The following is a 24,793-nucleotide window of genomic DNA, read 5'->3' as shown; positions in this document are numbered from 1 at the left end:
TTTAAGTTAAGTCAGGCAATCCAGACCCTTACTGCGGTCGACCATTGCCCGGTGGGATTCAAACAAACGGTTTGAACCAAATTCGAGTCGCGATGCCGTGTTAACGACACTCTCCCTGACTCTTGGGGCGCGAATACTATCACAGACCAAGGTATAGTGTCAGATTAATTGACTTAAGGAATTTAGATGAACGTTTACCTCTCCGGAGAGATCCACACCCAATGGCGCCAAGACATTGAAAAAGGCTGCGCGGCACGGGGTCTAGACGTGACCTTTTCGGCCCCCGTCACCGACCACGATGCCTCGGACGCCGCCGGGGATATGCTGGGCGTGCCGGCCGAAAGTTTTTGGCGCGACCACCAGTCCTCCAAGGTCAATGGCATCCGGACCAAAACTGCGATTGAAATGGCTGACCTTGTGGTGGTGCGTTTCGGTGACAAATACAAACAGTGGAACGCGGCGTTTGACGCGGGCTATTGCGCTGCATTGGGCAAGCCGTACATCACGCTGCACGCCGACGATATTGTGCATCCTTTAAAGGAAGTCGACGCCCAAGCCATGGCGTGGGCCAAAAACACCGACCAGGTCGTGCAAATTCTCGCCTACGTACTAAGTTCCAACTAGTTAACTCGCCGGGGACAAAACTCAACATTGTTCGAGCCAGTCCCCTATACTCCGCCACCCTTTTTCTCTGGATAGCGCATGCAATTCGATCAGCTCGGCCTCGCCCAACCCATTTTGGACGCAGTGCTGGAAACCGGCTACACCACCCCGACGCCCATTCAAGCCCAGTCCATCCCCGCCGTCATGTCCGGCCGCGATGTCATGGCCGCGGCACAGACGGGCACCGGTAAAACCGCCGGCTTTACCCTGCCGATCCTAGATCGCCTGTCCAAGGGGGAACGTGCGCGACCCAACCAGGCGCGTGCGCTGATCATTACGCCGACGCGTGAACTGGCGGCCCAGATCTTGGATAACGTGCAAAGCTACGCCAAGCACTTGCCGATCAAAGCGGCGGTCGTGTTCGGTGGCGTCAAGATTAACCCCCAGTTGCAAAAACTGCGCGGTGGCGTTGACGTGCTGGTGGCGACGCCGGGTCGCCTGTTGGATTTGCACCAACAAAACGCGATTAAGTTCGAGCAACTCGAAGTGCTGGTGCTGGACGAAGCCGACCGCATGCTGGACATGGGCTTTATTCACGATATCAAACGCATTTTCCGGTTATTGCCGCCCAAGCGCCAAAACCTGCTGTACTCCGCCACCTTTAGCCAGGAAATACGCAACCTGGCCAAGGGACTGGTTAACGATCCGGTCGAGATTTCGGTGACGCCGCGCAACAGCACGGTTGAGCGTATTGAGCAACGTATTTATCCGACCGACAAGGCCGATAAGACGACCATGCTGATCCGCCTGATCAAAGACAACAATTGGCACCAGGTGCTGGTATTCAGCCGCACTAAACACGGTGCCAACAAAATCGCCACGCTGTTGGGCAAGGCGGACATCCCGTCGGCCGCTATCCACGGCAACAAAAGCCAAGGCGCGCGCACCCGGGCATTGGCCGAGTTCAAAGCCGGAGACTTGCAGGTCTTGGTCGCCACTGACATTGCCGCCCGTGGCATCGACATCGACGAGTTACCTTACGTGGTCAACTACGATCTGCCCAACGTCTCCGAAGACTACGTTCACCGCATCGGCCGTACCGGGCGTGCCGGCAAATCAGGTCTGGCCAGCTCGCTGGTCGATCGCGAAGAATTCCCGTTGCTGCAAGATATCGAGCGCTTGATTCAAAAGATTCTGCCGCGCCACGAAATCGAAGGTTTCACGCCCTCGACGCCGCTGCCTGAATCCAGCCTGCGCGGCCCACGTTCGGCCACGCGTCCGAAGAAGCCCAAGCCGACCGGTGACCGCCGTCGCGACGACAGCCGCGGTGGCAACCGTGACGATAATCGTGGCAATTCACGCGGCAACAGCCGTCCCGGTGGCGGACGCAGCAGCACCCGCTCGGACAATAGCCGCGGCGAGTCGCGCGGTAATGGCGGCGAACGTGCTAGCAGTGGTCAGCGCCGCGACGGTGACAAGCCGGCCAATAGCCGACGCCGCTCAAGCGCACCGCGTCGTCCGTCGGCGCCGTCCGGCAACCGCTAAGTGTGAGACTGCGCGCCGACTTTGATCAGCCCGCGCGGGTTCACCCGCGTGACTATCAATGGTTGGCGTCGCCGATGCCCGGGGTCGAGCGCATGATGCTGGATCGCGTCGGTGATGAAGTGGCCCGTGCCACCTCGTTAGTTCGATACCAGCCCGGCGCCTCATTCAGCGCCCACACCCACGGCGGCGGCGAAGAAATATTTGTATTGGACGGCGCATTTGGCGATGAACACGGCATCTATCCGGCCGGCAGTTACCTGCGTAATCCGATCGGCACAAGCCACACCCCCCAAGTCGGCGCCCAAGGCGCCCTGATTTGGGTAAAGTTGCATCAGTTCGCCGCTGACGACAGCGCGCAATTCGTCATCGACGATGCCGGCGACGGCCCACTGCATCAACACCAAACTGAAATCGTTAGCCTGGAAACCTGGACCGACTCATGCCCAGTCGGCCATGACGGCGACGAAGTCATGGTGCTATCCGGGTGCCTAGGGGTACTAGCGGGCGACTACCCTAGCGGCAGCTGGATCCGGTTACCCGCCGGGTTTGACGGTCAATGGCAGGCGCTTGAGCCAACCCGCGTACTGCGCAAGCGCGGACACCTCAGACGGCCAATTTAGACGGGTGGGTCGACCCGCCCGGTGCTGGACTGATTGACCCGAAACCAGCCGGCAATCGAATAGCGATCGCGACTGGCCGGCAATACCTCGTGCGCCAGATCCTCACTTAGAAACACCACCAATGTGCCCATCGCGGGGGTCACCCGAACCTGCGGGTGGTCGGTCGGGTACAGCACTAACTGACCACCGTCCGCGTCACTCCACTCGTCATTTAGATAGGCCACCAGCGAGACACGGCGATTGGCTTGGCCGCGAAATGCATCGACGTGGCGCTGGTAAAAAGCGCCCGCTGGGTAATGAGCGAAATGCGACTCGAACGAAAACAGCCCTGCCATCAGTGTTCGGTTTAAATGTACACGCAGCTGATCACAGCCGGCCAGCCATGTGCGCCCGGCGCCGGAGCATTCATCAATCCAACGAATGCGGTCGCCGCGCTGCTCGGGCGCGGAGACTTGATCCACCCCGCGGCCAATTCGCGCCGGTGACAACGTGCCGCCCACTGCCTCCTCGGCCAAGGCTCGCATTAGCTCGGCCGGCAGCGCGCGCGGGCAAACGCTAAACCCCTGCTCGGCCAAGTCGTTGGCGATTTGATCCAAGGTCGACGGCGCAATCACCTAAAAAAACACCGAACAGCGCATGCCATTACTGAGACAACGCGGCGATTTGGTCCAGCAATGATTGCGGCACCTCGACACCGTTGGATTCGTGGTGCTCACGCAAGCCAGCGCGACGCTCGCCAGGCACTCGGACCTCGTTACCGTCCGTTAAATCGCCGAGCATCTGCTCTAAGTGCGCCACGTAACCCGGGGCAAAAAAGTCAGGGTCAAAGGCTATGATCGTTTGGCCAACGTTGGGCGGACCGCCCTCTTCGGTGGCAAACATACTGGCCTCGTACGAACAGTTGCCGCCACTGAGTAGCCCGCCCAACATATCGACCATCAATCCAAGGCCAAAGCCTTTGGCCCCGCCCATCGGCAATTGCGCACCTTTTAAACCGAGCGCCGGATCGGTGGTGGGATTGCCGTCGGGATCAATCGCATGCCCCGGCTCGATGGCGACACCGTCGCGGGCCGCCTTGACCAAGTTGACGCGGGCCGTTGAGGCCGTGGCCATGTCAAATACCAAGGGCTCGTCGCCACCGCGCGGGGAACCAAAGGCCATCGGATTGGTACCAAAAAAAGGCACCCGCCCGCCGTGGGCTGCGACCGCCTTGGAGGAGTTGGCAAACATCAAGCTGACCAACCCTTGCTGGCCCAGACGGCGCGTAAACCAGCCCAGCACGCCGGCCGAATACGAGCGGTGAATGACCATGGTCGCGATGCCCTGACGCTTGGCGGTTTCGATCAGGCGCGACTCACCGGCCAAATACGCGGTGTGGCAAAAACCATGCGCCGCATCGACTACCGTTGCCGACTCTGACGTTTTGACAATGCTCGGCACTGCCTGACCATCGACCTTGGCGCAACGCAGGTGCTTCAAATACAGGTGGATATAACCCAAGCCCACGTTGCGAATGCCTTCCGCTTCGGCGTCGCGCAATTCCAACGCCGCGGCGCCCGCTTGCAGGTCGCTGGCACCGCAGCGGACCAGGGCGTCAAAGCACAGGGTTTCTATTTCATTGAGGGTCAGGATAGCCATGATGTTGTCCTTAAAATTTCGCCACATGGTCGCAACTTCTATGCGCCGACTCCAGCGCCTTTAGCGACACGTCGGGTCTAATCGACGACAAACTGCCGATGAAGATTGCGAACCACGACACACCTGACCCTGCGCGACCTGCGATAGTGCCACCCGCTCACCACCCGCTCACCACCCGCTCTCGAAAAGGTGAACCACCATGCACATAATCCCAAAGGCGATATTGCTGGTTGACGACAACCCTGACGACTTGGCCGCAGGCCAGCGCGCGCTGGCCCAGCTCGAGGGTGTTCAGGTCACCTCCGTTGATAACCCCTATGCCGCAATGGACGCCTGTCAGGACTACCGCTACGACCTGATTATTTTGGACATCTATTTGCCCGAGCTGTCCGGCCCTAAAATTGTCAGCCTACTGTCATCCTTTGGCAGCGAAGGCAACCACTGTTTTTTGTTTGTCAGCGGCAACGCTGAATCGAAGCTGGTCCGCCATGTCCGCAAACAGGGCGCCGAGGTGATCGAAAAGCCACTTCGTCCAGAGCACATCCGCGCGGCGCTGGCTGGATCTGGCCACTCATTCGAGATACGCCAAACGGAAAAAGCGCGCTAAGACGGCACCGTCAGCGCCGCTTGACTGGCTGGCCGCGCCAGCGCCGCATGTAACCAGCGCTGAATGTGCGGGTAGCGAGCGACCTGCAAATGCTCGCCAGCCCCGTAAAAACCCGTTAGCACGTTGATCCACGGCCACAGCGCAATATCAGCAATGCTATAGGCGTCTCCGGCGATGAATTCGTTAGCCGCCAGCTGCGCATCCATCACACCGAGCAAACGAATCGCTTCGTCGGTGTAACGCGCCAGCGGCCGCTTGTCCTCAAACGCAGCCCCGCCCATTTTGAAGAAGAATCCAAACTGGCCGAACATTGGACCGGCCCCACCCATTTGCCACATCAACCACTGCAAGCTGTGGGCACGTTTGACCGGATCCGACGGCAATAGCGTCCCCGTTTTTTCCGCCAGATAAATCAGGATTGCGCCGCTTTCCCACAGCCCAATGGCCTTGCCATCCGGGCCGTGGGGGTCAATGATCGCCGGGATTTTATTGTTCGGATTCAGTGATAAGAATTCGGGGGTCATCTGGTCGGCGTCAGCGAAACTGACTTTGTGTGCCTCATACCCAAGCCCGGTCTCCTCTAACATGGCCGCGACCTTGATACCGTTGGGCGTGGCCAACGAGTACAGCTGGATAACCGATGGATCGGCCGCCGGCCAACGTTTTGTAATGGGGAAATCTGACAGCATCTGCGGCTCCTTTTGCTAAGTCCCACAGTCTTATCGCATACCCGATCACACACAAGTCGCGACCTGGCACGGCATTCGAGCGCAATTGGCACGCCCGTGTTGCAGTGCCAAATGCGGACGGCCACGATGGGTGTTAGCGTTGTAAAAAAGGAGGCGTCTACGTGTATCTCCCGACCCCCCGGTTAACGCTCAAGAACGGCAAGCCGAAACTGGCACGTGGCGCCATCGTGCGCGTGTTCGTGCGCAAGAATACCGACGACCATTTCATCATTGGCGAGGTGCTGGATGCCGACGAGCAGGTCATCACACTGTCGGTCATGGCGCTGTACAAGCACGGCCGCGCGGTCCCACTGAAACCGTTTCTGAACACGGTGGCGACCCCGGCACCGGGCTTTTTGGCGACCCACGACAGCTTTCGCCGCGACCTCGGCCGCCCCGGCCGCGTTCAGGTCATGTGCCTGTGCGACGCGGCCAACGGTAATCCCAGCCCACCCTTGCACGCGCCGACCCACAGCGACAGCACCGGCGCCGAATTGATTCGACTGATGGATCGCATTCGTACCCGCCACACCGTGTGGGCCAACGCCGACGGTTCGCACTGGATCAACGAGGACCCTGAATTGCTCGGCACGTTTTTCGAGCTGCAGTGGCAGTCGGCGGATGAATTTCGGGGGTGATTGCGACCACCGGGGCTACGGCCATCCATGGCCGCCCCGGTGGACCCGCGTCATGCGGGTCGGTATCAATTCCCAATACGGCGCCACACCAACGAAAAAGGGCCGCCCAATGGGCGCTGATATTTCGGCGCATCGCTCAACATCGCCCACGCGATTACCTAGCACCGGGGCCATGGCCCCGGTGGGCCCGTTGGGCCAACCCGCTACGCGGGTATCAATTCCCAATACGGCGCCACACCAACGAAAAAGGGCCGCCCGATGGGCGACCCTTTTTCGTTGGTATTGGTGGAGACGGCGGGAATTGAACCCGCGTCCGCTAGCACTCTGCCTACTGATCTACATGCTTAGGCCATTCTTTCTAGTTAACCCGTCCGCTGTCCGAAGGCCAGGAAGCATGGGGCGAGTCCATTTCAGTCTTACGCTTTGTCCCCGGACCAGGTACTCCACGCCAGGCTCTGTAAATTACTGCGCCACCCACCCAGAGCCGAGCAAGCTTTGCAGTCTAACCTTTAAGCGGCTAGAGCGTAGTTTTCGTCGTTGGCAGTTATGCTAACAAAGCCCATCAGTTGGATTTACGAACGCTGTTGGAACCGCTCGGCATGCACAATAGGTTTTGTCACTGACGTCGAAACCAGTGCGTCCCCATACCGGCAATGTTAGGCCGATTGCAGGCAAACACAAGACCTCATCCGACAAATTATCGCGACAGCCATGCACCCTTGGGTTAGATTTCCGTTTGCAACCAACCTAAGGAACCCACATGCAAGTTAACCGCTACTTTGAAGATCACGTCGTCTCTGTCGGATTTGAAAACAACGACGGCACCCAGTCCGTTGGCGTAATGCAACCCGGCACCTATACCTTTGCCACCTCGCAGCACGAAACCATGACCGTGATTACGGGTTCACTGACCATTAAGCGCGATTCCGACGCCGAGTTTGTCGTATTCAGCGCAGGCAGCCAGTTCGAAGTGCCGACTCACCAAGAATTTGAAGTCCAGGTCGAAACGCCGACCGCGTACCTGTGTCACTACGCCTGAGCGGGCGACAAGTCGATGGCTTGCAGTCGCGCAAGCCACGCGTCGAAATCAGGGCGAACCTGATTGGCCGCCGCATGGCGCAAACCGGTGTAGGTCAAGCTGCCCGGTAACGACGTCAGGCGCCGGCCCAAGGCTTTTTGTAATTGCCATGACCGGCGCCCGTCCGGCCCGCCGGGCGACAAGCCGGGCACCCAATAAGGATCGATCTCGGGCCAGCAGGCACGGGTTTTATGCCAATCCGCCGACAAAGCCTTAAAATGCGTTTGGCGTTGCGCTTCACACACGAAGTGCAAGGTATCTCCGGACGACAGCCCCAGCAAGACCACCCACGCCAAGCGCCACGCATTGTCCCGCGCCAAAACGTTGGCCGGACGCTCGGCCTCGGCCAGCAAACTGGTCAACACCAGCTCGCATTCATTATCCGTCCAGGCTTTACGCGACACCACCACGCTTTTGATCGGTCGAATTCGATAACCGCTAAACGCATTCGGCGGCTGTGCGTAACCGCACTCCACCACCCAGTCGTAAAATGCGATCAGCACGTTCAATGCCCGGCGCCCGGCGTCGGTATGACCAAAACTTGGCAGCAACCACTGCTCGACCACCGGTTTGGCGCGACTGGCCAATTGCTGCGCAGTTAGATTCAGCCCGACAAAGGCGCCAAAGGCTTCAAGTACGCGTAGGTGGCGGCGCTGGGCCGCATTCGACAGACCACTTAGGACCTGACCTTGGTAACGCACCAGCATTTGATCCAGCGCGGGCTGCTCATCAGCATTGGCGAACAAGTCGCCCTCGTCCCGTGCCATCCGAACCTGACCAATCAAGGCATCGAATTCACGCATCCGTTGAGGCACAGCCAGACGCGCCGCATCGGCATCCTCAGTCGACAGCGATTTGCGAAAAAACGTTCCTAATTGATCTTTGACATCGACTGGAAATTTTCGCTGGACCCACCAAAGGTTGCCCCGCTTTAACAGATAATTCGCCATGCGCACTCACTTGTGATACCCCTAGCGTATCACAAACTCTGTTCGGCCCCGGCGATGTTGAGACACACCCTAGTATGCGCGTTAACCCTGCTATCCCTACCCGCGCTTGCCGCGCCGTGGGTGGTGCTGGACGTTCGCCACCACAGCTATAACGATCGCGTACGCGTGGTCTTTGACCTGGATCGAAACCTGGCACATCGCACCACATTTGATGAGCGTTCGATCTGGCTTACCTTCCCGGGCACCCTGAAACGGCTGCCGTGTGCGGCATTGCCCGGTCACATCGATATGCGCCGGACCGATGACGGCATTCGCCTCGGCTACCCAAACGACTTTTGGGTCCAAAGCTTTCAACTGGCGAATCCCCCACGCATGGTGGTCGATTTTTATGGCCGGATCGGCCGCGAGGTGATTACCCCAAACGAGCAGGCGCCGACCCTTCAAGGCCAGCGCTGCGACTGAAATTACTTGGTGTTTGAGCGCAGTACGCGACCTTTTTCACGAGTCCAATCGCGTTCTTTCTCGGTTTGGCGCTTGTCGTGCATTTTCTTACCCGTCGCCAAGCCGATTTCGACCTTGATGTTCTTGCCTTTCCAATACATCGCCAAGCCAACGCAGGCTCGGCCTTTGCCGGTCAGGGCGCTGTGAATCTTGCCGAGCTCTTTTTGATGCAACAACAGCTTACGGGTGCGTTCCGGATCCGCGATAACGTGTGTCGAGGCCGTATTCAACGGCTGAATGTGGGCGTTTAACAAAAACGCCTCGCCGTCGCGCATCACCACATAGGTGTCGGTCAGCTGGACTTTGCCGGCGCGGGCGCTTTTCACTTCCCACCCTTGCAGGACCAACCCCGCCTCGAATTTCTCGTCGATGTGGTATTCGAATGCCGCGCGCTTGTTGCGTGCGATGGCGGGCATGCCGCCTTTGTTGGGTTTATTACTCATGCGGCCGTGAGCATACGCCCAATGCGCTAAAATTCAATGTATTGGCGGGATCGGCTACACTCCTGCCCCATGAAAAACATTGCTAAAACTGCCCTTGTGTTCCATACCGCCGAGCAGATGTTCGATGTCGTTGACGACGTCGCGCGTTACCCGGAATTTTTGCCATGGTGTGCCGATGCCACGATCATCGAAACATCCGATGACAGCATGGTCGCCGAACTCAATTTGGCCAAAGGCCGGCTGCGCCATGCCTTTACCACGCGCAACGCCCGCGTGCGGCCGACGTCGATCACGCTGTCACTGGTCCAGGGCCCGTTCAAACACTTTCACGGTGAATGGACCTTTACCGCCAAAGGCGACGATGCCTGTGAAGTTGCGCTGAACCTATCTTTTGATATGGGCGGGAAATTAACCGCAATCGCGCTGGGCCCGGTCTTTACCCAGGTTGCCAACACCATGGTCGCTGCGTTTTGTGACCGCGCAGACGAGATATACCCATGATCACGATCGAAGTGGCCTACGCGACACCCAAGCGCCAACTCATTTTAAGCGTTGACGTCAGTACAGGCACCACCATGATCGAGGCCGTGCGCGCCAGCGGTATCCTGCGCGAATTTCCCGAAATCGACATGGCCAGCGTCAAGATGGGCGTCTGGGGCAAGACCGAAAAGGACCCGGCGACTCGCATCATGCAAACCGGCGAGCGCATCGAGGTTTATCGGCCGCTATTGATTGACCCCAAAGAGGCGCGTAAAAACCGCGCCAGCAAAGCCACCACGCCTTGACCCGGAACCAAGCGCGGCTGGCCATGCTGGGCGCCGCGTTTTTAGCCTCATGGGGGTGGCCGGTGACCAAGATCGGCCTAACGCACTTCGAACCGATGGGGTTTATGGGCGTGCGTTTCCTTGCAGTCGGCCTGATATTGCTGCCGTTTGCCCTGAAAACCTTTGAGTGGCGCAGTTTTCGCGCCAGCTGCTTGATCGGTGTGGTCATGGTGGTGTCGACGGCACTTTGGGCGACCGCGGTACAGCGCTCTACCGAACTGGGTTTGGCCGGTTTTGTCGTCGCCGTCGGCATGGTGCTGTCACCGCTTTACAGCCACTGGTTCTTTAACGAACCGGTCAGCGCCGGCTTCAAACGCAGAGCCACCCTCGCCTTGGCCGGCGGCGCACTGATGGCGCCGGATTTTCAGCTGGATAACTTCGCCCTGTTTGCGGGCGCCGCGATCGCGTTTGGCTGGCAAATCACCCTAATCAATCATCAAACCCGTGGGGCGGACACCGTCACCGTCGGCTTCGGTCAGATGTTAACCACCGGCGCCGGCCTTTTAGCGCTATCGGCCCTGTTCGAGCCCACCGCACAATTCAGTCAGGCCAACGCCACCGGTTGGGCGTGGCTGTTGATAGCCGGCGTCGGCATTACCTGCAGTCGATTCATGCTGCAAATCAAAGCCCAACGCCACCTGGTGCATCAGGACGCGTCATTTATCTTGAACTTAGAATCCGTGTTCGTACTGATCGTAACCGCCATGGTATTCGGCGAGGAACACAGCTGGATCGCCCTCGCCGGCGCCGGCGTCGTGTTTGGCTCCGCGCTGATGCGTAGTAAGTAACTTGTACGCACCCAAATACCTGGCGTAAGCAAAACCATTGATTCCACCGCAGACAATACTGTACTAAAGTCCACCTCGTAACTGGAGAGGGATACCTTGGATCAAACTTCTAAACCCAGCGGACTGCTGACCGACGAAGAGCGCGACGCGATTAACGCCCTATTTCAAGAGGACGAACAGATCGCGGATGACGCCGATGCGCTATTCGGACAGCTGCGAGCGGTGCTGACTAACTTCGAAGACGATCGGTTACGCGCCGAAGCCGTCAAGATCATTGAGGACACCTTGATGGTCAGCTTGGTCCGTCAACACACGCGCACCATCGATCAAGACGAACAAGACACCGGCGCCTAAACGCCGCCCACAAAAAAGCCAGCATGATGCTGGCTTCCTTGATCTATCAATCGCGAATGACTACTCGGCTTCGAGGTCACGCATTGACAGTTTGATACGGCCGCGGGCGTCCACGTCCAATACCTTGACCTTGATGGTCTGGCCTTCGGACAGGTAGTCCGTGACTTTCTCGACACGTTCTTCACTGATCTGGCTGATGTGAACCAAGCCGTCTTTGCCCGGCAAAATAGTCACAAAGGCACCAAAATCAACGATACGTGCGACCAAGCCTTCGTAGACTGTGCCGACTTCAGCTTCCGCTGTAATCGCCAAGATCATCTGTTTGGCCAAATCTGCACTGTCCTGGCTGGCGGCGTAAATACGCACCGTGCCATCGTCGTCCAGATCGATCGACGCGCCTGACTTCTCGGTCAGGTCACGAATCACGCTGCCACCCTTGCCGATCACGTCACGGATTTTGTCCGAGTCGATCTTCATGGTGCTCATGCGCGGCGCCGTAGCAGCCAGCTCAGTGCGTGATTCTTTGAGGACCTTGTTCATCTCATCAAGGATGTGCAAACGCGCAGTACAAGCCTGCTGCAGCGCCTTCTCCATGATTTCTTCGTTGATGCCTTCGATCTTGATGTCCATCTGCAGTGCAGTCACGCCTTCGGCGGTACCTGCGACCTTGAAGTCCATGTCGCCGAGGTGATCTTCGTCGCCCAAGATGTCGGTCAATACCGCGAAACGCTCGCCATCTTTGACCAAGCCCATAGCAATACCGGCCACCGGCGCACGCAAGGGCACGCCTGCGTCCATCAAGGCCAGTGACGTACCGCACACCGATGCCATTGACGACGAACCGTTGGACTCGGTGATTTCCGAGACCACACGCAACGCGTAAGGGAAGTCTTCTTCGCTGGGCAGTACCGCTTGAACACCGCGACGTGCGAGACGGCCGTGGCCGATTTCACGACGCTTAGGTCCACCCATGAAGCCCGCTTCGCCAACCGAGAAGGGAGGGAAGTTGTAGTGCAGCATGAAGCGGTCGGTGATGTGACCGTGCAGCGTGTCCAGGTGCTGAGAATCTTTCAGCGTACCCAAGGTCGCCGCTACGATCGCCTGCGTTTCACCGCGGGTGAACAAAGCGCTGCCGTGGGTCTGGTCCAATACGCCGACTTCAACATCAATACCGCGCACGGTAGTGAGGTCACGGCCATCGATACGCGGTTCGCCATTCAGAACGGCTTCACGCACGCTGTTTTTTTCCAGCTTGGCGATGCCGCTGCCGATGTCGTCAGCGTTGTAGGTGTCGTTAACCAGCTCGGCAGTCGCTTCGCTACGGATCGCGCCCAATGCAGCGTAACGCTCCATCTTGTCAGTCACGCGGTAGGCCGCAGCCACGCGCTCGGCGTAAGGTGCGACCAAGGCCGCCAGGGCCTTATCTTCGGCCGGTGGTGTCCATGCGAACGGCTTGATGTCAGCTTCGGCGGCGAACGCCTTGATGACTTCGATGGTTTCTTGAATTTCTTCGTGGGCGAACAAAACCGCACCCAACATCTGGTCTTCAGTCAGCTCTTCGGCTTCCGATTCGACCATCAATACCGCGTCTGCGGTACCGGCCACGACCATTTCCAGACGGCTGGTTTCCAGCTGCGCACGGCTCGGGTTAAGGATGTATTCACCGGTTTCGCTGAAACCGACTTTGGCGGCACCAATCGGGCCGTTAAACGGAATCCCAGACACCGCCAGCGCAGCGGACTGACCGATCATCGCAATGATGTCGGCATCGCGACCCGGCTCGGCGCTCATAACGGTCAGGATAACCTGAACTTCGTTCATGAAGCCTTTCGGGAACAGCGGACGAATCGGGCGGTCGCACAGACGCGAAACCAGTGTTTCAGTTTCGGTGGGACGGCCTTCACGCTTAAAGTAACCACCGGGGATACGACCGGCAGCGTAGGTCTTTTCTTGGTAATGAACCGACAGCGGGAAGAAGTCTTGTCCCGGCTTCAGGCCATTTTTAGCAACAACCGTTGCCAGCAACTGGGTTTTGCCCATGCTGACCATGACCGCGCCGCTGGCTTGGCGTGCGATTCGACCGGTTTCCAATGTGACCGTCTGGCCACCGAACTCAAATGATTTTTTTACGATAGTCAATTTTCCATTCCTTCCAACGAAAATGACCCGCACATGCGGGCCATTTTTTTAAGCGCTTAGCGGCGTAGGCCAAGCTCTTTGATCAGGGCTGAGTAGCGATCAACGCTCTTGCCCTTCAGGTAGTCCAGCAACTTACGACGCTGGTTAACCATGCGGATCAAACCGCGACGACTGTGGTGGTCGTGGATGTTGCTCTTGAAGTGACCTTGCAGGGCTTCAATGTTCGCGGTTAACAGTGCGACCTGAACTTCCGGTGAACCGGTGTCGTTTGCAACACGTCCAAATTTCTCGACGATTGCAGCTTTTGCTTCGGCGGTTAGTGCCATGGCGATTTCCTCCTGTGGAATATGCCTAAAGGGCGATATTGCCCCGGTGACCGCGCATATCTGCAGTCACCTTGTGGGTCATTATTGACCCGAGATCAACAAGCGTGTCGGGCCAACCCGACCGTCGTCCATCATCGCGCCCAAAGCCACTAACTGGCCTTCGGCGTCTACCAATGCCAAGTCACCCTCGGTGGGTGCACCTGGTATCAGCAATGCTTGCCCTTTGACGACCCAGCTGATTTCTTCAGCGGTCAATTCAAAGCGCGGCAGATGATTGGCCAGAGAATTAATGGGGCCACAGTGGGCGTCCATCTCGGCAAAGGCCTTGTCATCGCGCAATAAATTCAACGCATCGAGCGTCACCATGGCGTCCGCTTGGAAGCCCGCAACGTTCGTGCGGCGCAATTCAACCACATGTGCGCCACAATCTAAAGCCTGACCTATGTCTTCGACCAAGGTTCGAACGTAGGTGCCCTTCGAGCAGTGCACCCGCAGATCAATCCAATCGTCGCCACGGCCCAGCAGCGTCAGCTCGAAAATGTTGATGGGACGCGGCTCGCGCTCCACTTCTATCCCTTCGCGGGCCAACTCATACAGCTTTTTGCCGTCTTTTTTCAGCGCCGAAAACATGCTCGGAATTTGTGTGCCCTGGCCACGAAACTTGGCCAAAACCGATTCCAACCGTTCATCGCTGATCTCGGGGATGGCTTTGGTTTCCAGCACCTTGCCATCGGCATCGCCGGAATCGGTGGTCACGCCTAACTTAGCCCGCGTGGTGTAAACCTTGTCCGCTTCCAACAACAGGCGTGACAACTTAGTGCCCTCACCAAACAAGATAGGCAACATGCCGGTCGCCAACGGATCCAGTGACCCGGTATGGCCGGCTTTGTCCGCATTGTAAATGCGTTTAACGGTCTGCAAAGCTTCGTTGCTGGTAATGCCCTGGGGCTTATCCAACAACAACACGCCGTCGAACCGACGGCCGCTCGGCTTTCTACGACGTCCCATGTATTTATTCCTCGGAAATATCTGAATCGCTGGCGCGCGCCTTTGAAATCAGCGTCGCCATGCGGGCTGCGTCTTGCTGGGTGCTATCCCCATAAAAACGCAGTTCGGGCACCCGGCGCACGTGCAAGCGTTGGCTCAACTCCGTGCGCAGGTATCCTTTTTGACTGTTAATCGCATCCAGTGCGCGTGTAGGGGCGTCATCACCACCGCCGAGCACGCTGATGTGAACATCAGCGTAGCCCATATCACGGCTTAGTTTAACGCCACTGACGGTGACCAAACCCGGCAGGTGAACTCGGGAATGGAACTGCAACAGCTCCGCCAGTTCACGCTGGATTTGCTCGCCCAGACGGTCGGACCGTTTAAACTCGCGAGCCACTTATAGTGTCCGCGCGAATTCTTTGGTGTCAAAGACTTCGATCTTGTCACCGGGCTTAACGTCGTTGTAGGCCTTAACCGCGATACCACATTCCATGTTGTTGCGGACTTCTTGGACGTCGTCCTTGAAGCGGCGCAAGCTTTCCAGCTCGCCTTCGTAAACCACGATGTTGTCGCGCAGTACACGGATCCGCTTTTGACGGTAAACCGTGCCCTCGACCACCATACACCCGGCAACCTGACCAAACTTGGGCGAGTTGAAGACATCGCGCACTTCGGCAATACCGACGATTTCTTCGCGCAATTCCGGGCTCAACATGCCCGACATTGCTTGCTTGATGTCGTCGATGATGTCGTAGATCACGCTGTAGTAACGCAAATCCATGTCTTCGCGTTCGATGATTTTGCGTGACGCATTGTCCGCACGAACGTTAAAGCCGACCACAATCGCACCGGCTGACAATGCCAAGTTGGCATCGCTTTCGGTGATCCCGCCAACGCCGGAACTGATGACGTTAACTTTGACTTCTTCGGTCGACAGCTTCTCGATCTGGCCGTTCAAGGCTTCCAAGGTACCGCGCACGTCGGTTTTAAGGACAATATTCAAGACCTGAACTTCGTCCGCACCCATGTTGGCGAACATCTGGTCCAGCTTGGCCGCCTGCTGACGACGCTGCTCTTGCTCTTTGGCACGGTCGCGACGGAATTCCGCCACTTCGCGGGCTTTACGCTCGCTTTCCGCAACCAAAAAGTTGTCACCGGCATTCGGCGTACCCGCCAAGCCCAAAACCTCGACCGGCATAGACGGCCCGGCTTCCAAGATCTGCTTACCGTTTTCATCGATCAACGCACGAACCTTACCGACCTGGTCACCGGCCAACAGCACGTCGCCCTTGCGCAGGGTGCCCTGCTGTACCAAGACCGTTGCAACTGGGCCGCGGCCCTTGTCCAAGCGCGATTCAACTACGGTGCCGGTCGCGGGGCCTTCGGCCACCGCGTTCAACTCCATCAGTTCAGCCTGCAGCAATACCGCTTCCAGCAGCTGCTCGACGCCCTCGCCCGTGGTCGCTGACACGTGCACGAACTGCGTGTCGCCACCCCAGGCTTCGGGAATCACGTTGCGCTGGGCCAGCTCGTTCTTAACACGATCCGGGTCGGCTTGTTCTTTATCCATTTTGTTGACGGCAACCACCAAGGGCACGTTACCGGCACGGGCGTGCTGGACGGCTTCTTCGGTCTGGGGCATCACGCCGTCGTCGGCCGCCACCACCAAGATCACGATATCCGTCACCTCAGCACCACGAGCACGCATGGCCGTAAAGGCGGCGTGGCCGGGGGTATCAATAAAGGTCACCATGCCGTTGGGCGTATCAACGTGGTAGGCACCGATGTGCTGGGTGATGCCGCCGGCCTCGCCCGCGGTGACGCGGGTTTTACGAATGCGGTCCAACAGCGACGTCTTACCATGGTCAACGTGACCCATGACGGTGACAACCGGCGCACGAGTCGCCGACTTGCTCTGGTCGTACTGCACTTCGCTGACGATGGCTTCTTCGATCTGGTTTTCGGCGACACGCTTAATCACGTGGCCCATTTCCTCGATCACCAACTCGGCGGTGTCTTCATCAATCGCTTGGTTGATGGTGCACATGGTGCCCATCTTCATCAGCGTCTTGATGACTTCACCGGACTTGACCGCCATTTGCTGGGCGATTTCACCCGGCGTGATGGGACCGGAGACCGTGACTTCGCGCACAATCGGTGCGGTCGGGGCTTGGAATTGGTTGGCTTGGGACATTTCTGCCACGGCCTGCCCGCCTTTCAGTTTTTTGCCGGTGCGGCGGCGATCGTCCTGCTTACCGCGCTGGTTACGTCCACCACCCGGGCCGCGCTTCTTGGCGAACCGGTCGTTGTTAGCGGGGGCCGCATCCGGGCGCAAGCGACGCGTACGATCCGCACGCCCACTGTCCGGCGAGGGTGCCGCCGCCGGTGCAGCGGCCGGTTTAGCGGCTGCTGCCTGGGCGTTGGCCGCGGCTTTCGCGGCCGCCGCTGCCTTGGCGCGGACTTCGTCCTCGGCTTTCTTTTTACGGCGCTGCTCGGATTCCAGAGCCTCGGCTTCGCGACGCTCGCGGCTGGCGCGGCGTGCCGCGGCCAAACGGTCCAAATCGTCCATCTTGATTTCAGTGCGCGGAACCTTGGGCGCCGCTGGCTTGGCCGGCGCTACCGGCTCAGCTGCAACCACAGGCTCGGGCTCGGGCTCGGGTGCCGGTGCCACTTCAGCCACGGGCTCCGGCGCTTTTTCAACAACCGGCTCGACCACGGGCTCGACCACCGGCTCGACCACAGGTGCCGCGGCAACTTCTTCGATCATCGGCGCTGCGGCTTCAGGCGTCCCGGCTCCAGGCTCACCAGCAACGGGCTCACCAGCAACGGGCTCGTCACGGCGCACGTAGGTGCGCTTTTTACGAACTTCAACGTTGACGGTTTTGCCACCGCGACCGCCGCCCACTTTCAGGGTGGTGTTGGTCTTGCGGGTCATGGTGACGCGCGCGGGGTCAACCGCGCCATCGCCGCCGTGTGATTTTTTCAGGTGCGCAAGCAACGTAGCCTTTTCAGACTCGCTGACGGCGTCCTGTGCTGTTTTCTGTGACAGACCTGCATCGGCCATCTGACTCAGCAGTTTTTCGGTTGGTGTGCCGACTAGCTCAGCTAGCTTAGCAACGGTATTTTCAGACAAAACTTTCTCCCAAATTACTCGGCGAACCAGGGCTCACGCGCTTTCATGATCAGCGCGGCCGCTCGTTCAGCATCTATTCCTTCGATGTCCAACAGGTCATCAACCGCTTGCTCGGCCAGGTCTTCCATGGTGCGGATATCTTGTTCCGCCAACTTGAACGCGGTTGCCCGGTCCATGCCTTCCATAGTCAACAAATCTTCGGCCGGCTCACGCCCTTCCAATTTTTCTTCGCGCGCCAGCTCAAGGTTCAACAGGGCATCGCGTGAACGCTCGCGCAGTGCATCGACCAGGTCTTCTTCAAAGCCTTCAATGGCGAGCATTTCTTCGCGCGGAACGTAAACAACTTCTTCCAAGGTCGTGAAGCCTTCTTCGACCAGCACACCGGCCAATTCGTCATCAATACCCAGCCATTCCATAAACTGTTCGACATACTGGCCCATTTCCGCTTCGCGGCGCGCATCGGCGTCCTCGAGGGTCATGATGTTGATATTCCAACCGGTCAGCTCCGACGCCAATCGTACGTTTTGACCACCGCGACCAATGGCCTGAGCCAAGTTATCTTCGGCGACCGCAACGTCCATGGTGTGGGCTTCTTCGTCCATCACGATTGACGCGACTTCGGCCGGACTCAGGGCATTGATCACCAACTGCGCGGGGTTGTCGTCCCACAGCACGATGTCGACGCGTTCGTTGTTCAATTCGTTCGAAACTGCCTGAACACGACTGCCTCGCATACCCACGCAAGCGCCAACCGGGTCGATACGACCGTCGTTGGTTTTAACCGCGATTTTGGCGCGGCTGCCCGGGTCACGTGCAGCGCCACGAATTTCGATCACTTCTTCGCTGACTTCCGGCACTTCGAGCTTGAACAGCTCCATAATCATTTTCGGCGCGGTACGTGTCAGCAACAGCTGAGGGCCGCGGCCTTCCGGGCGCACTTCTTCGAGCAGCGCACGGATCCGATCATTGATGCGGAAGATTTCGCGACCAACCAAGTTTTCCCGTGGCAACAGGCCTTCGGCGTTATTGCCCAAATCGACAATGACGTTATCGCGGGTGGTCTTTTTGACCGTACCGTTGATCAGCGTGCCAACACGGTCTTCGTATTCGACGACGACCTTTTCACGCTCCGCTTCGCGGATCTTTTGAACGATGACCTGTTTCGCCGCCTGGGCTTCGATACGACCAAAGCCGGCGTTCGCCACTAGCTCTTTGTGGGTATCGCCCACTTCCAAGCTTGGGTCGACTTCATTAGCCTCTTCGGTGGTCAACTCAGACCCCAAAATCGCCATTTCGTCGTCGGCACGCACCAACCAGGTTCGGAAAGTCTGGTAGTCGCCGCTTTCGCGATCGATCACCACATGGATTTCCGGCTCTTCGTCTTCAAAACGCTTTTTGGTGGCGCTGGCCAAGGCCTGCTCCATGGCTTCGAATACGATTTCTTTGTTGATGTCTTTTTCGTTGGCGAACAGTTCGACAACAGACAGCAGTTCTTTACCTTCCATCCTTTCCTATCCTTTCGGGGGCACAACGCGCCCTTGCTCAATCGCCTCAAACGGCAAAACATATTCTTCGTTATCAACCTGGACGACAACCTCGTCGCCCTCGACACCCTTCAACGGCCCGCGAAAATTACGACGACCGTCGAACGGGAAGCGCAGTTTAATGCGCACTTCCGAGCCAACCATTTGCTGGTACTGGTCCAGCGAATACAGCGGCCGATCCCAACCCGGGCTCGACACTTCTAGGCTGTAGGCCTCGGCAATCGGTTCTTCGACATCCATCACGCCGCTTAGTTGGCGGCTGACATCAGCGCAATCATCAACATTGACGGTTTCGTCACCGGCACGATCAATATAGACAATGACTTTCAGTTCTTTGGCGGAACCTGCGAGCTCGACGCCCCACAACACCAGTCCCAGCGCCTCGACGCCCGGCCGTGCCAATTCCGCAATTTCTAAGGCTTTACCTTGCATAGCGTCCTGCATAAAAAAGGGCCCCCACGGGCCCTAAAAACGAAAAAGGGCCTCACACGGGGCCCTTTAGTCACGTAGGGTCACATCGGTGCTTTGATGTGTGCCGACAAACACCCGTGAGGTTTGTCATCGCCTATCGCTGGTGCGCATACTAGGGAAGTTGAGGGTACAAATCAACCTAACTGCGATCACATAACTTGGAGAATTCCGCCATGAGCGAACCTACAAACGACCAGCAACTTGATGCCATTCAAGCCGCCACATTCCGCCGCCTTGTGGCGCATTTACAATCGCGAACCGACGTCCAAAACATTGATCTGATGGAACTATCGGGTTTTTGCCGTAACTGTCTATCAAAGTGGTTGCGCGCCGAGGCTGCCGACCAAGGCGTCGAAATTTCAGACCCCGACGCCCGTGAAGCCGTGTACGGCATGCCGTACGCCGAATGGAAAGCTAACTACCAAAAATAGCTAGTCGGCAGCGGGCGAGACACGCGTGTTCTTGCCCGTGCCGATCACCTTGACGCGCTGCCCGGGCGCAAATTCATCAACGCGACTGACTTCCTGAACCAAGCTGATCACGCGGCCCGCATCCAACGACACCACCATCTCCAAGCCCTGAGTCTTGGTCAGAGCCTCTTCGGCCTTGTTGCCGACTAGCGCGCCGACTGCGCCGACCAAAATCGCGCCGATCCGGCTTTCGCGCGAACCACTGGACACCCCAGACCCGGCAATGCCACCGATCGCGCCGCCGGCGACCGCACCGGCACCGCTCTGGGTGCCCTCAATGATCACCGCGCGGACTTCGTTGATGGTGCCGTACTGGACCGTGGCAACATCGCGCGCTTCGCCACGTGAATAGACATCGCCTTTGAGGCTGGAGGCACAGCCGGCCAACACCAATGTGGAAACTGCCAGCAATACTTTTATGATGTGCGCCATCTTATTTCCTTACTCAGCTGTCAATTGCCCTTTAAAAGGACACCGAATGAATTTCGACCAACATATCGCAAAAGTCCCGGCGTTTCCGAAGCCCGGCATCACCTTTTACGACATCAGTCCGATACTCGAAGACCCGGCGGTCGCCCGCCAAGCCGTCAACACACTGAGCGAGCTGGCCGCTCGCTATCAGCCAGACGTCATTATCGGACTGGATGCGCGCGGCTTTCTGTTCAGCCTGCCGGTGGCGCTGGCGCTGGATATCGGCACGATCATGGTGCGCAAGGCTGGCAAACTGCCGGGCCAGGTGATCGAGCGCTCGTATGCACTGGAATACGGTGAGGCGACCTTGGCGATTCAAACCGAGCGCGATTTGCACGGCAAACGCGTGGTCATCATTGATGATCTGTTGGCAACAGGGGGCACCGTAAGCGCCGCCCAAGCCCTGATTGAGCAAGTCGGTGCCACGGTTGTGGCCAGCCTTTTCGTAGTCGAATTGACCGGGTTAAATGGCCGCGCGCGGCTGTCCGGAGACGTCCACGCGCTGCAACAGTACGAATTCTGAAGGCAGCATCGCCGGCCGTAGCCGGCGATCACCTGCTTATTGGGTGACGATCTCGGGGCCCATGATAGCGTTCGGAATCATGGTCGACAGAGCGGGGATGTAAGTCACCATAATCAAGAAGATGAACAACACGCCGACGAAAGGCGCGGCGGCTTTGACGACACGCGCCAAGCTCATCCCGGTAATCCCGGAGGTGACAAACAAATTAAGCCCAATCGGCGGCGTAATCATGCCGATTTCCATGTTCACGACCATGATGATACCCAAGTGAATCGGATCGATGCCCAGCTGCATCGCGATCGGGAACACCACTGGGGCGACGATAACCAGCAGCCCTGAAGGCTCCATGAACTGACCGCCAATCAACAGCAATACGTTGACCAAGATCAGGAAGGTGAACCAGTTAAAGCCGACCGACAACATCCACTCGGTAATCATTTGCGGAATGCGCTCGGCGGACAAGGTGTGCGCAAACAACAAGGCGTTGGCGATGATAAACATCAACATCACCGTGGTCCGCGTAGCGTCCAAGGTCACTTGACGTGACGCTCCACCAAACAGGGCCGGGAAGAACTTGCGGCCCATCAGGCTGAAGTTACGCAGCAAAATCGGGAAGCCTGCGGCTAGGTAGCCGGCGACCGCACCCAGGCCACCTTGGCCACGCCACTGAACGTACCAAACACCCAATGCAGCCGCCAATCCCAGGCCGATCAGGCTGCGATCGCCCAAACCAATGGACTCGGAGCCGGCCAGCGCAAAGAACGACAAAATCATGAACACCATCCAAAAGGACAGCATGTAGACCCAGCCGTTGAAACCGACACGAGCGACCGGCGCATCGTTTTCATCGGTCCAACCGATGCCTTTAAGCGGCCCCATGTCGCGGTAAATAAACACCGCAATCGCCGCGGAATAGACCGCCGCGACCGCGGCCGCCTCGGTCGGCGTAAAGACACCGCCGTAGATACCGCCCATGATAATAACGACCAGGAACAAACCCCAGAAAGCGTCTTTGCCACCGGCCACCAATTCGCCGACGCCTTTCCACTCACCCGCCGGCAGATTCTTAATTCGCGCAACGATGTAGATGGCCAGCATCAACATGGCACCGGCCAAGATGCCAGGAATAATACCGGCCAGGAACATACGGCCGACGGACACGTCGACGGACGCGGCGTATACCACCATAACAATCGACGGCGGAATCAAAATACCCAAGGTCCCGGCGTTAGCAATCACGCCCGATGCGAACTCTTTGGAGTACCCGACTTGACGCATACCGGCGATGGCGATGGTGCCAATGGCTACGACTGTGGCCGGCGATGAACCGGACAAGGCTGCGAACAACATACATGCCAACACCGACGCCATGGCCAAGCCACCGCGCAGGTGACCGACCGCGGCAATAGCAAACCGGATCAAGCGCTTGGCGACGCCGCCAGTGGACATGTAGCTGGACGCCAAAACAAAGAACGGGATCGCCAATAGGGTGTAGTGCTGCCCCACGCCAAATAGGCTGATGGCGACACTGGACAGGGAGTCATTGGTAAACACCGCGATGAACAAAATCGACGATAAACCGAGCGACAGCCCGACCGGCACACCGACGAACAGCAATGCCAAGACCATGCCAAATAGAATCAGCGCTTCCATCAGTCGAGCTCCTTAAGCACGCCTTTGTTTTCTTCGACCAGGTCCTCAGCTTCGTGACTGGCAATGACCATGTCGCGTTGACCCATTAAGATTTGAACCATGGCTTGGAGCGAGCGGAACGCCAGCAGCGCCAGCCCAACCGGCAACATAATCAGCACCAGCCAACGCTGGACACGGTCTTTGACGCCAAAGGTGTCTTGGACCCAGAGCGGCCAGCGCAGCTCTTCGGTGCCAATATTGATCTTGTACATTTTTGCCCAGTAATCGATCGCCCCGGAGCGGGTTTCGATACCCACGTAGGCCAGCCAACTGGCGTCGAGCAATATCAGACCGTACAGCACGCCTGAAAAAGCGCCGAACGCGGCCATATAGCGCATGCTTTTGGGCGGCATGGCTTTGAGTAAAATGTCGACACCCAGGTGGGTGCCGGTGCGGATGCCATAGCTCATGCCCACCAGAATCAGCCATGAAAAGGCCAAGGTGGTGAATTCCAAGGCTGCGCTCCAGCCGGTATTAAAACCGTACCGAGCCACGACCTGGCCGAACGAGACAAGCGTTAACAACGCCATCAGTCCGACCAGCATGTTCTCTTCAAGGTTAGCGACCGCTTGGGGCTTGAATCGCTCCCAAACAAATAACGCCGCGACGAGCGCTAGCAAACAAAGGTGAGGCCAATATGCCATGGGGTCATCCTAGAATAAGTGCCCGGCGCGAACGCCGGGCGGAAAAAGCTTAGGCGTCCGCCGCAGCTTTAACGATGTCAGCACCGATTTCGTCTTCGAACTGACCCCAGACCGGCTTCATCGCTTCTACCCAGCTGGCACGCTGAGCAGGCGTCAGGCTGCGAATTTCGCCGCCCGCTTTGAGGATGTTGGCACGGTTGGTGGCTTCGGCCTTCTTAACGTTCAAGTTGGCTTGTTGCGTCACATCATCCGAAATGCGCAGGAAGTCAGCACGCAAGTCCGCATCCAGGCTGTCCAGGAACTCAGAGCTGGTCATGAAGAAATAGGCCAGCAGCTGGTGGTTGGTTTCAGTGGTGCCGTCCTGAACTTCAAAGAACTTCTTGGTGTAGATGTTCGACCAGGTGTTTTCCTGACCGTCAACAACGCCCGTCTGCAGCGCGCCGTAAACTTCGCTGAATGCCATCGGCTGCGGTGACGCACCCATGGCTGCGATCATCGCCTTGGCAACGTCCGACGTCTGAACGCGGAATTTCAGGCCCGCAGCATCGGTCGGCTCTAGCAAGGGCTTGTTGGCAGAAAAGTACTTCATGCCACTCATCCAGTAACCCAGGCCAACAAAACCGACGTCTTCCATCGAGTTCAGCAGGTCTTTACCGGTTGATGAATTGGTGAAACGAATCGCCGCATCGATATCTTGGAAGATGAACGGCAGGTCGTATACGCCCAATTTCTTGGTGTACGAGCCGAACTTAGACAGCGAAGGCGCGAGGACCTGAACGTCACCCAGCAACAGTGCTTCGAGTTCTTTTGAGTCGCCGAACAGCGTGCTTGAAGGATAAACTTCCATGCACATTTGGCCGTTCAGTTCCGTGTTGATGCGTTCGGCCAGGTTGTTCGCCGCCACAACTTTAGGGTGCGTGGTGCCGCCCGTGACGTGTGAAAGCTTAACCACCACTTCGCCGGCGTCGCAGGCGGCGTTCGCAGTAGAGGCCGCAACGGCCAACGTCAGAGCGCTGACCGCGCCAATCAACTTGTTCATATGTAACTCCTATTGTTATAGCTGCAAAGCTGCA

General features: G+C 58.0%; 29 protein-coding genes and 1 other RNA gene. 13 read left to right on the top strand and 17 right to left on the bottom strand.

All coding sequences use genetic code 11. From position 1 onward, the window contains the following. Positions 1–186 precede the first annotated feature (186 nt). From GH975_RS02540 to GH975_RS02530, 3 genes are all read left to right on the top strand, one after another. Entirely contained in the window at positions 187–624 is a 438-nt protein-coding gene (locus tag GH975_RS02540) for a YtoQ family protein (RefSeq protein WP_153713007.1), read from the top strand. Between the two features lie 78 nt (positions 625–702). After that, positions 703–2,148, top strand: coding sequence for a DEAD/DEAH box helicase (locus GH975_RS02535; protein ID WP_153713006.1), 1,446 nt, complete (start codon positions 703–705; stop codon positions 2,146–2,148). A gap of 2 nt (positions 2,149–2,150) precedes the next feature. Beyond that, positions 2,151–2,768 carry a cupin domain-containing protein gene (locus GH975_RS02530; protein ID WP_153713005.1) on the top strand — a complete coding sequence of 206 codons (618 nt, stop codon included), beginning with the start codon at positions 2,151–2,153 and terminating at the stop codon, positions 2,766–2,768. On the opposite strand, the gene GH975_RS02525 is transcribed toward GH975_RS02530, so the two are convergent. Both GH975_RS02525 and GH975_RS02520 read right to left on the bottom strand, forming a co-directional pair. Further along, positions 2,765–3,382 (bottom strand): 2OG-Fe(II) oxygenase, encoded by a 618-nt coding sequence (locus GH975_RS02525; RefSeq protein WP_246164750.1) that lies wholly within the window; start codon positions 3,380–3,382, stop codon positions 2,765–2,767. The two genes, GH975_RS02530 and GH975_RS02525, sit on opposite strands and share 4 nt — an antisense overlap. 28 nt (positions 3,383–3,410) lie before the next feature. After that, complete coding sequence (locus tag GH975_RS02520) at positions 3,411–4,406, bottom strand: Ldh family oxidoreductase (protein WP_153713004.1); 996 nt, start codon at positions 4,404–4,406, stop codon at positions 3,411–3,413. Between the two features lie 199 nt (positions 4,407–4,605). On the opposite strand from GH975_RS02520, the gene GH975_RS02515 reads away from it, so the two are divergent. Continuing rightward, complete coding sequence (locus GH975_RS02515) at positions 4,606–5,013, top strand: response regulator (RefSeq protein WP_153713003.1); 408 nt, start codon at positions 4,606–4,608, stop codon at positions 5,011–5,013. On the opposite strand, the gene GH975_RS02510 is transcribed toward GH975_RS02515, so the two are convergent. After that, a complete protein-coding gene (locus GH975_RS02510) occupies positions 5,010–5,702 on the bottom strand; it encodes a glutathione S-transferase C-terminal domain-containing protein (RefSeq protein ID WP_153713002.1) in 693 nt (230 codons plus the stop codon). The two genes, GH975_RS02515 and GH975_RS02510, sit on opposite strands and share 4 nt — an antisense overlap. A 161-nt stretch (positions 5,703–5,863) precedes the next feature. Here GH975_RS02510 and GH975_RS02505 point away from each other — a divergent pair, with 161 nt between their 5' ends. After that, positions 5,864–6,379: a hypothetical protein gene (locus GH975_RS02505; protein WP_153713001.1), complete on the top strand. Its 516-nt coding sequence runs from the start codon at positions 5,864–5,866 to the stop codon at positions 6,377–6,379. 283 nt (positions 6,380–6,662) lie between these two features. On the opposite strand, the gene ssrA is transcribed toward GH975_RS02505, so the two are convergent. Continuing rightward, positions 6,663–7,023, bottom strand: a transfer-messenger RNA (tmRNA) gene (ssrA, locus tag GH975_RS02500). A 116-nt stretch (positions 7,024–7,139) separates the two neighbouring features. Between ssrA and ppnP the strand changes: the two genes are divergently transcribed. Further along, on the top strand, positions 7,140–7,418 hold the full coding sequence (gene ppnP, locus GH975_RS02495; RefSeq protein WP_153713000.1) for a pyrimidine/purine nucleoside phosphorylase: 279 nt from the start codon (positions 7,140–7,142) through the stop codon (positions 7,416–7,418). On the opposite strand, the gene GH975_RS02490 is transcribed toward ppnP, so the two are convergent. After that, the gene (locus tag GH975_RS02490; protein WP_153712999.1) at positions 7,409–8,407 is read right to left on the bottom strand and encodes a DUF6538 domain-containing protein; all 999 of its coding nucleotides are present in this window, start codon (positions 8,405–8,407) and stop codon (positions 7,409–7,411) included. The two genes, ppnP and GH975_RS02490, sit on opposite strands and share 10 nt — an antisense overlap. A 54-nt stretch (positions 8,408–8,461) precedes the next feature. On the opposite strand from GH975_RS02490, the gene GH975_RS02485 reads away from it, so the two are divergent. Continuing rightward, on the top strand, positions 8,462–8,869 hold the full coding sequence (locus tag GH975_RS02485) for a hypothetical protein (protein WP_153712998.1): 408 nt from the start codon (positions 8,462–8,464) through the stop codon (positions 8,867–8,869). A gap of 2 nt (positions 8,870–8,871) precedes the next feature. On the opposite strand, the gene smpB is transcribed toward GH975_RS02485, so the two are convergent. Further along, positions 8,872–9,351 carry an SsrA-binding protein SmpB gene (gene smpB, locus GH975_RS02480; protein ID WP_153712997.1) on the bottom strand — a complete coding sequence of 160 codons (480 nt, stop codon included), beginning with the start codon at positions 9,349–9,351 and terminating at the stop codon, positions 8,872–8,874. Between the two features lie 69 nt (positions 9,352–9,420). On the opposite strand from smpB, the gene GH975_RS02475 reads away from it, so the two are divergent. From GH975_RS02475 to GH975_RS02460, 4 genes are all read left to right on the top strand, one after another. Continuing rightward, entirely contained in the window at positions 9,421–9,852 is a 432-nt protein-coding gene (locus GH975_RS02475) for a type II toxin-antitoxin system RatA family toxin (protein WP_153712996.1), read from the top strand. Beyond that, the gene (locus GH975_RS02470; RefSeq protein WP_153712995.1) at positions 9,849–10,136 is read left to right on the top strand and encodes an RnfH family protein; all 288 of its coding nucleotides are present in this window, start codon (positions 9,849–9,851) and stop codon (positions 10,134–10,136) included. The genes GH975_RS02475 and GH975_RS02470 overlap by 4 nt, the downstream gene beginning before the upstream one ends. Beyond that, the gene (locus GH975_RS02465) at positions 10,133–10,963 is read left to right on the top strand and encodes a DMT family transporter (protein ID WP_153712994.1); all 831 of its coding nucleotides are present in this window, start codon (positions 10,133–10,135) and stop codon (positions 10,961–10,963) included. Before GH975_RS02470 ends, GH975_RS02465 begins: the two co-directional genes overlap by 4 nt. Before the next feature lie 96 nt (positions 10,964–11,059). Then, positions 11,060–11,317, top strand: coding sequence for a hypothetical protein (locus tag GH975_RS02460; protein ID WP_153712993.1), 258 nt, complete (start codon positions 11,060–11,062; stop codon positions 11,315–11,317). A gap of 60 nt (positions 11,318–11,377) precedes the next feature. On the opposite strand, the gene pnp is transcribed toward GH975_RS02460, so the two are convergent. From pnp to rimP, 7 genes are all read right to left on the bottom strand, one after another. Further along, positions 11,378–13,456 carry a polyribonucleotide nucleotidyltransferase gene (gene pnp / locus GH975_RS02455; RefSeq protein WP_153712992.1) on the bottom strand — a complete coding sequence of 693 codons (2,079 nt, stop codon included), beginning with the start codon at positions 13,454–13,456 and terminating at the stop codon, positions 11,378–11,380. Positions 13,457–13,512: 56 nt separating this feature from the next. Continuing rightward, the gene (gene rpsO, locus GH975_RS02450; protein ID WP_153712991.1) at positions 13,513–13,782 is read right to left on the bottom strand and encodes a 30S ribosomal protein S15; all 270 of its coding nucleotides are present in this window, start codon (positions 13,780–13,782) and stop codon (positions 13,513–13,515) included. 81 nt (positions 13,783–13,863) lie between these two features. Next, positions 13,864–14,790 (bottom strand): tRNA pseudouridine(55) synthase TruB, encoded by a 927-nt coding sequence (gene truB / locus GH975_RS02445; RefSeq protein ID WP_153712990.1) that lies wholly within the window; start codon positions 14,788–14,790, stop codon positions 13,864–13,866. A gap of 4 nt (positions 14,791–14,794) precedes the next feature. Next, the gene (gene rbfA / locus GH975_RS02440) at positions 14,795–15,169 is read right to left on the bottom strand and encodes a 30S ribosome-binding factor RbfA (RefSeq protein WP_153712989.1); all 375 of its coding nucleotides are present in this window, start codon (positions 15,167–15,169) and stop codon (positions 14,795–14,797) included. Beyond that, positions 15,170–17,905 carry a translation initiation factor IF-2 gene (infB, locus tag GH975_RS02435; RefSeq protein WP_153712988.1) on the bottom strand — a complete coding sequence of 912 codons (2,736 nt, stop codon included), beginning with the start codon at positions 17,903–17,905 and terminating at the stop codon, positions 15,170–15,172. A 14-nt stretch (positions 17,906–17,919) separates the two neighbouring features. Then, a complete protein-coding gene (nusA, locus tag GH975_RS02430; protein WP_153712987.1) occupies positions 17,920–19,410 on the bottom strand; it encodes a transcription termination factor NusA in 1,491 nt (496 codons plus the stop codon). A gap of 6 nt (positions 19,411–19,416) precedes the next feature. Then, positions 19,417–19,881, bottom strand: coding sequence for a ribosome maturation factor RimP (gene rimP / locus GH975_RS02425; RefSeq protein WP_153712986.1), 465 nt, complete (start codon positions 19,879–19,881; stop codon positions 19,417–19,419). A gap of 212 nt (positions 19,882–20,093) precedes the next feature. Between rimP and GH975_RS02420 the strand changes: the two genes are divergently transcribed. Further along, on the top strand, positions 20,094–20,351 hold the full coding sequence (locus GH975_RS02420; RefSeq protein ID WP_153712985.1) for a DUF1244 domain-containing protein: 258 nt from the start codon (positions 20,094–20,096) through the stop codon (positions 20,349–20,351). On the opposite strand, the gene GH975_RS02415 is transcribed toward GH975_RS02420, so the two are convergent. Further along, a complete protein-coding gene (locus tag GH975_RS02415; RefSeq protein ID WP_153712984.1) occupies positions 20,352–20,822 on the bottom strand; it encodes an outer membrane lipoprotein in 471 nt (156 codons plus the stop codon). 46 nt (positions 20,823–20,868) lie between these two features. Between GH975_RS02415 and GH975_RS02410 the strand changes: the two genes are divergently transcribed. Then, positions 20,869–21,384, top strand: a complete 516-nt coding sequence (locus tag GH975_RS02410) for an adenine phosphoribosyltransferase (RefSeq protein ID WP_153712983.1) — start codon at positions 20,869–20,871, stop codon at positions 21,382–21,384. Between the two features lie 36 nt (positions 21,385–21,420). Here GH975_RS02410 and GH975_RS02405 read toward each other — a convergent pair whose 3' ends face one another. Genes GH975_RS02405 through GH975_RS02395 form a run of 3 tightly spaced genes read right to left on the bottom strand, consistent with a single transcriptional unit; the run spans position 21,421 to position 24,759 of the window. Then, positions 21,421–23,037 carry a TRAP transporter large permease gene (locus GH975_RS02405; protein WP_153712982.1) on the bottom strand — a complete coding sequence of 539 codons (1,617 nt, stop codon included), beginning with the start codon at positions 23,035–23,037 and terminating at the stop codon, positions 21,421–21,423. Then, on the bottom strand, positions 23,037–23,720 hold the full coding sequence (locus GH975_RS02400) for a TRAP transporter small permease (RefSeq protein ID WP_153712981.1): 684 nt from the start codon (positions 23,718–23,720) through the stop codon (positions 23,037–23,039). The genes GH975_RS02405 and GH975_RS02400 overlap by 1 nt, the downstream gene beginning before the upstream one ends. 49 nt (positions 23,721–23,769) lie before the next feature. After that, a complete protein-coding gene (locus GH975_RS02395) occupies positions 23,770–24,759 on the bottom strand; it encodes a DctP family TRAP transporter solute-binding subunit (protein WP_153712980.1) in 990 nt (329 codons plus the stop codon). Between the last annotated feature and the right edge of the window lie 34 nt (positions 24,760–24,793).

Origin of the sequence: Litorivicinus lipolyticus (assembly GCF_009650135.1) — a bacterium.
Taxonomy (GTDB): Bacteria; Pseudomonadota; Gammaproteobacteria; order Pseudomonadales; family Litorivicinaceae; genus Litorivicinus; species Litorivicinus lipolyticus.
The sequence above is the reverse complement of the archived record's forward strand: the minus strand, read 5'-3'. Positions and strand labels throughout refer to the sequence as shown.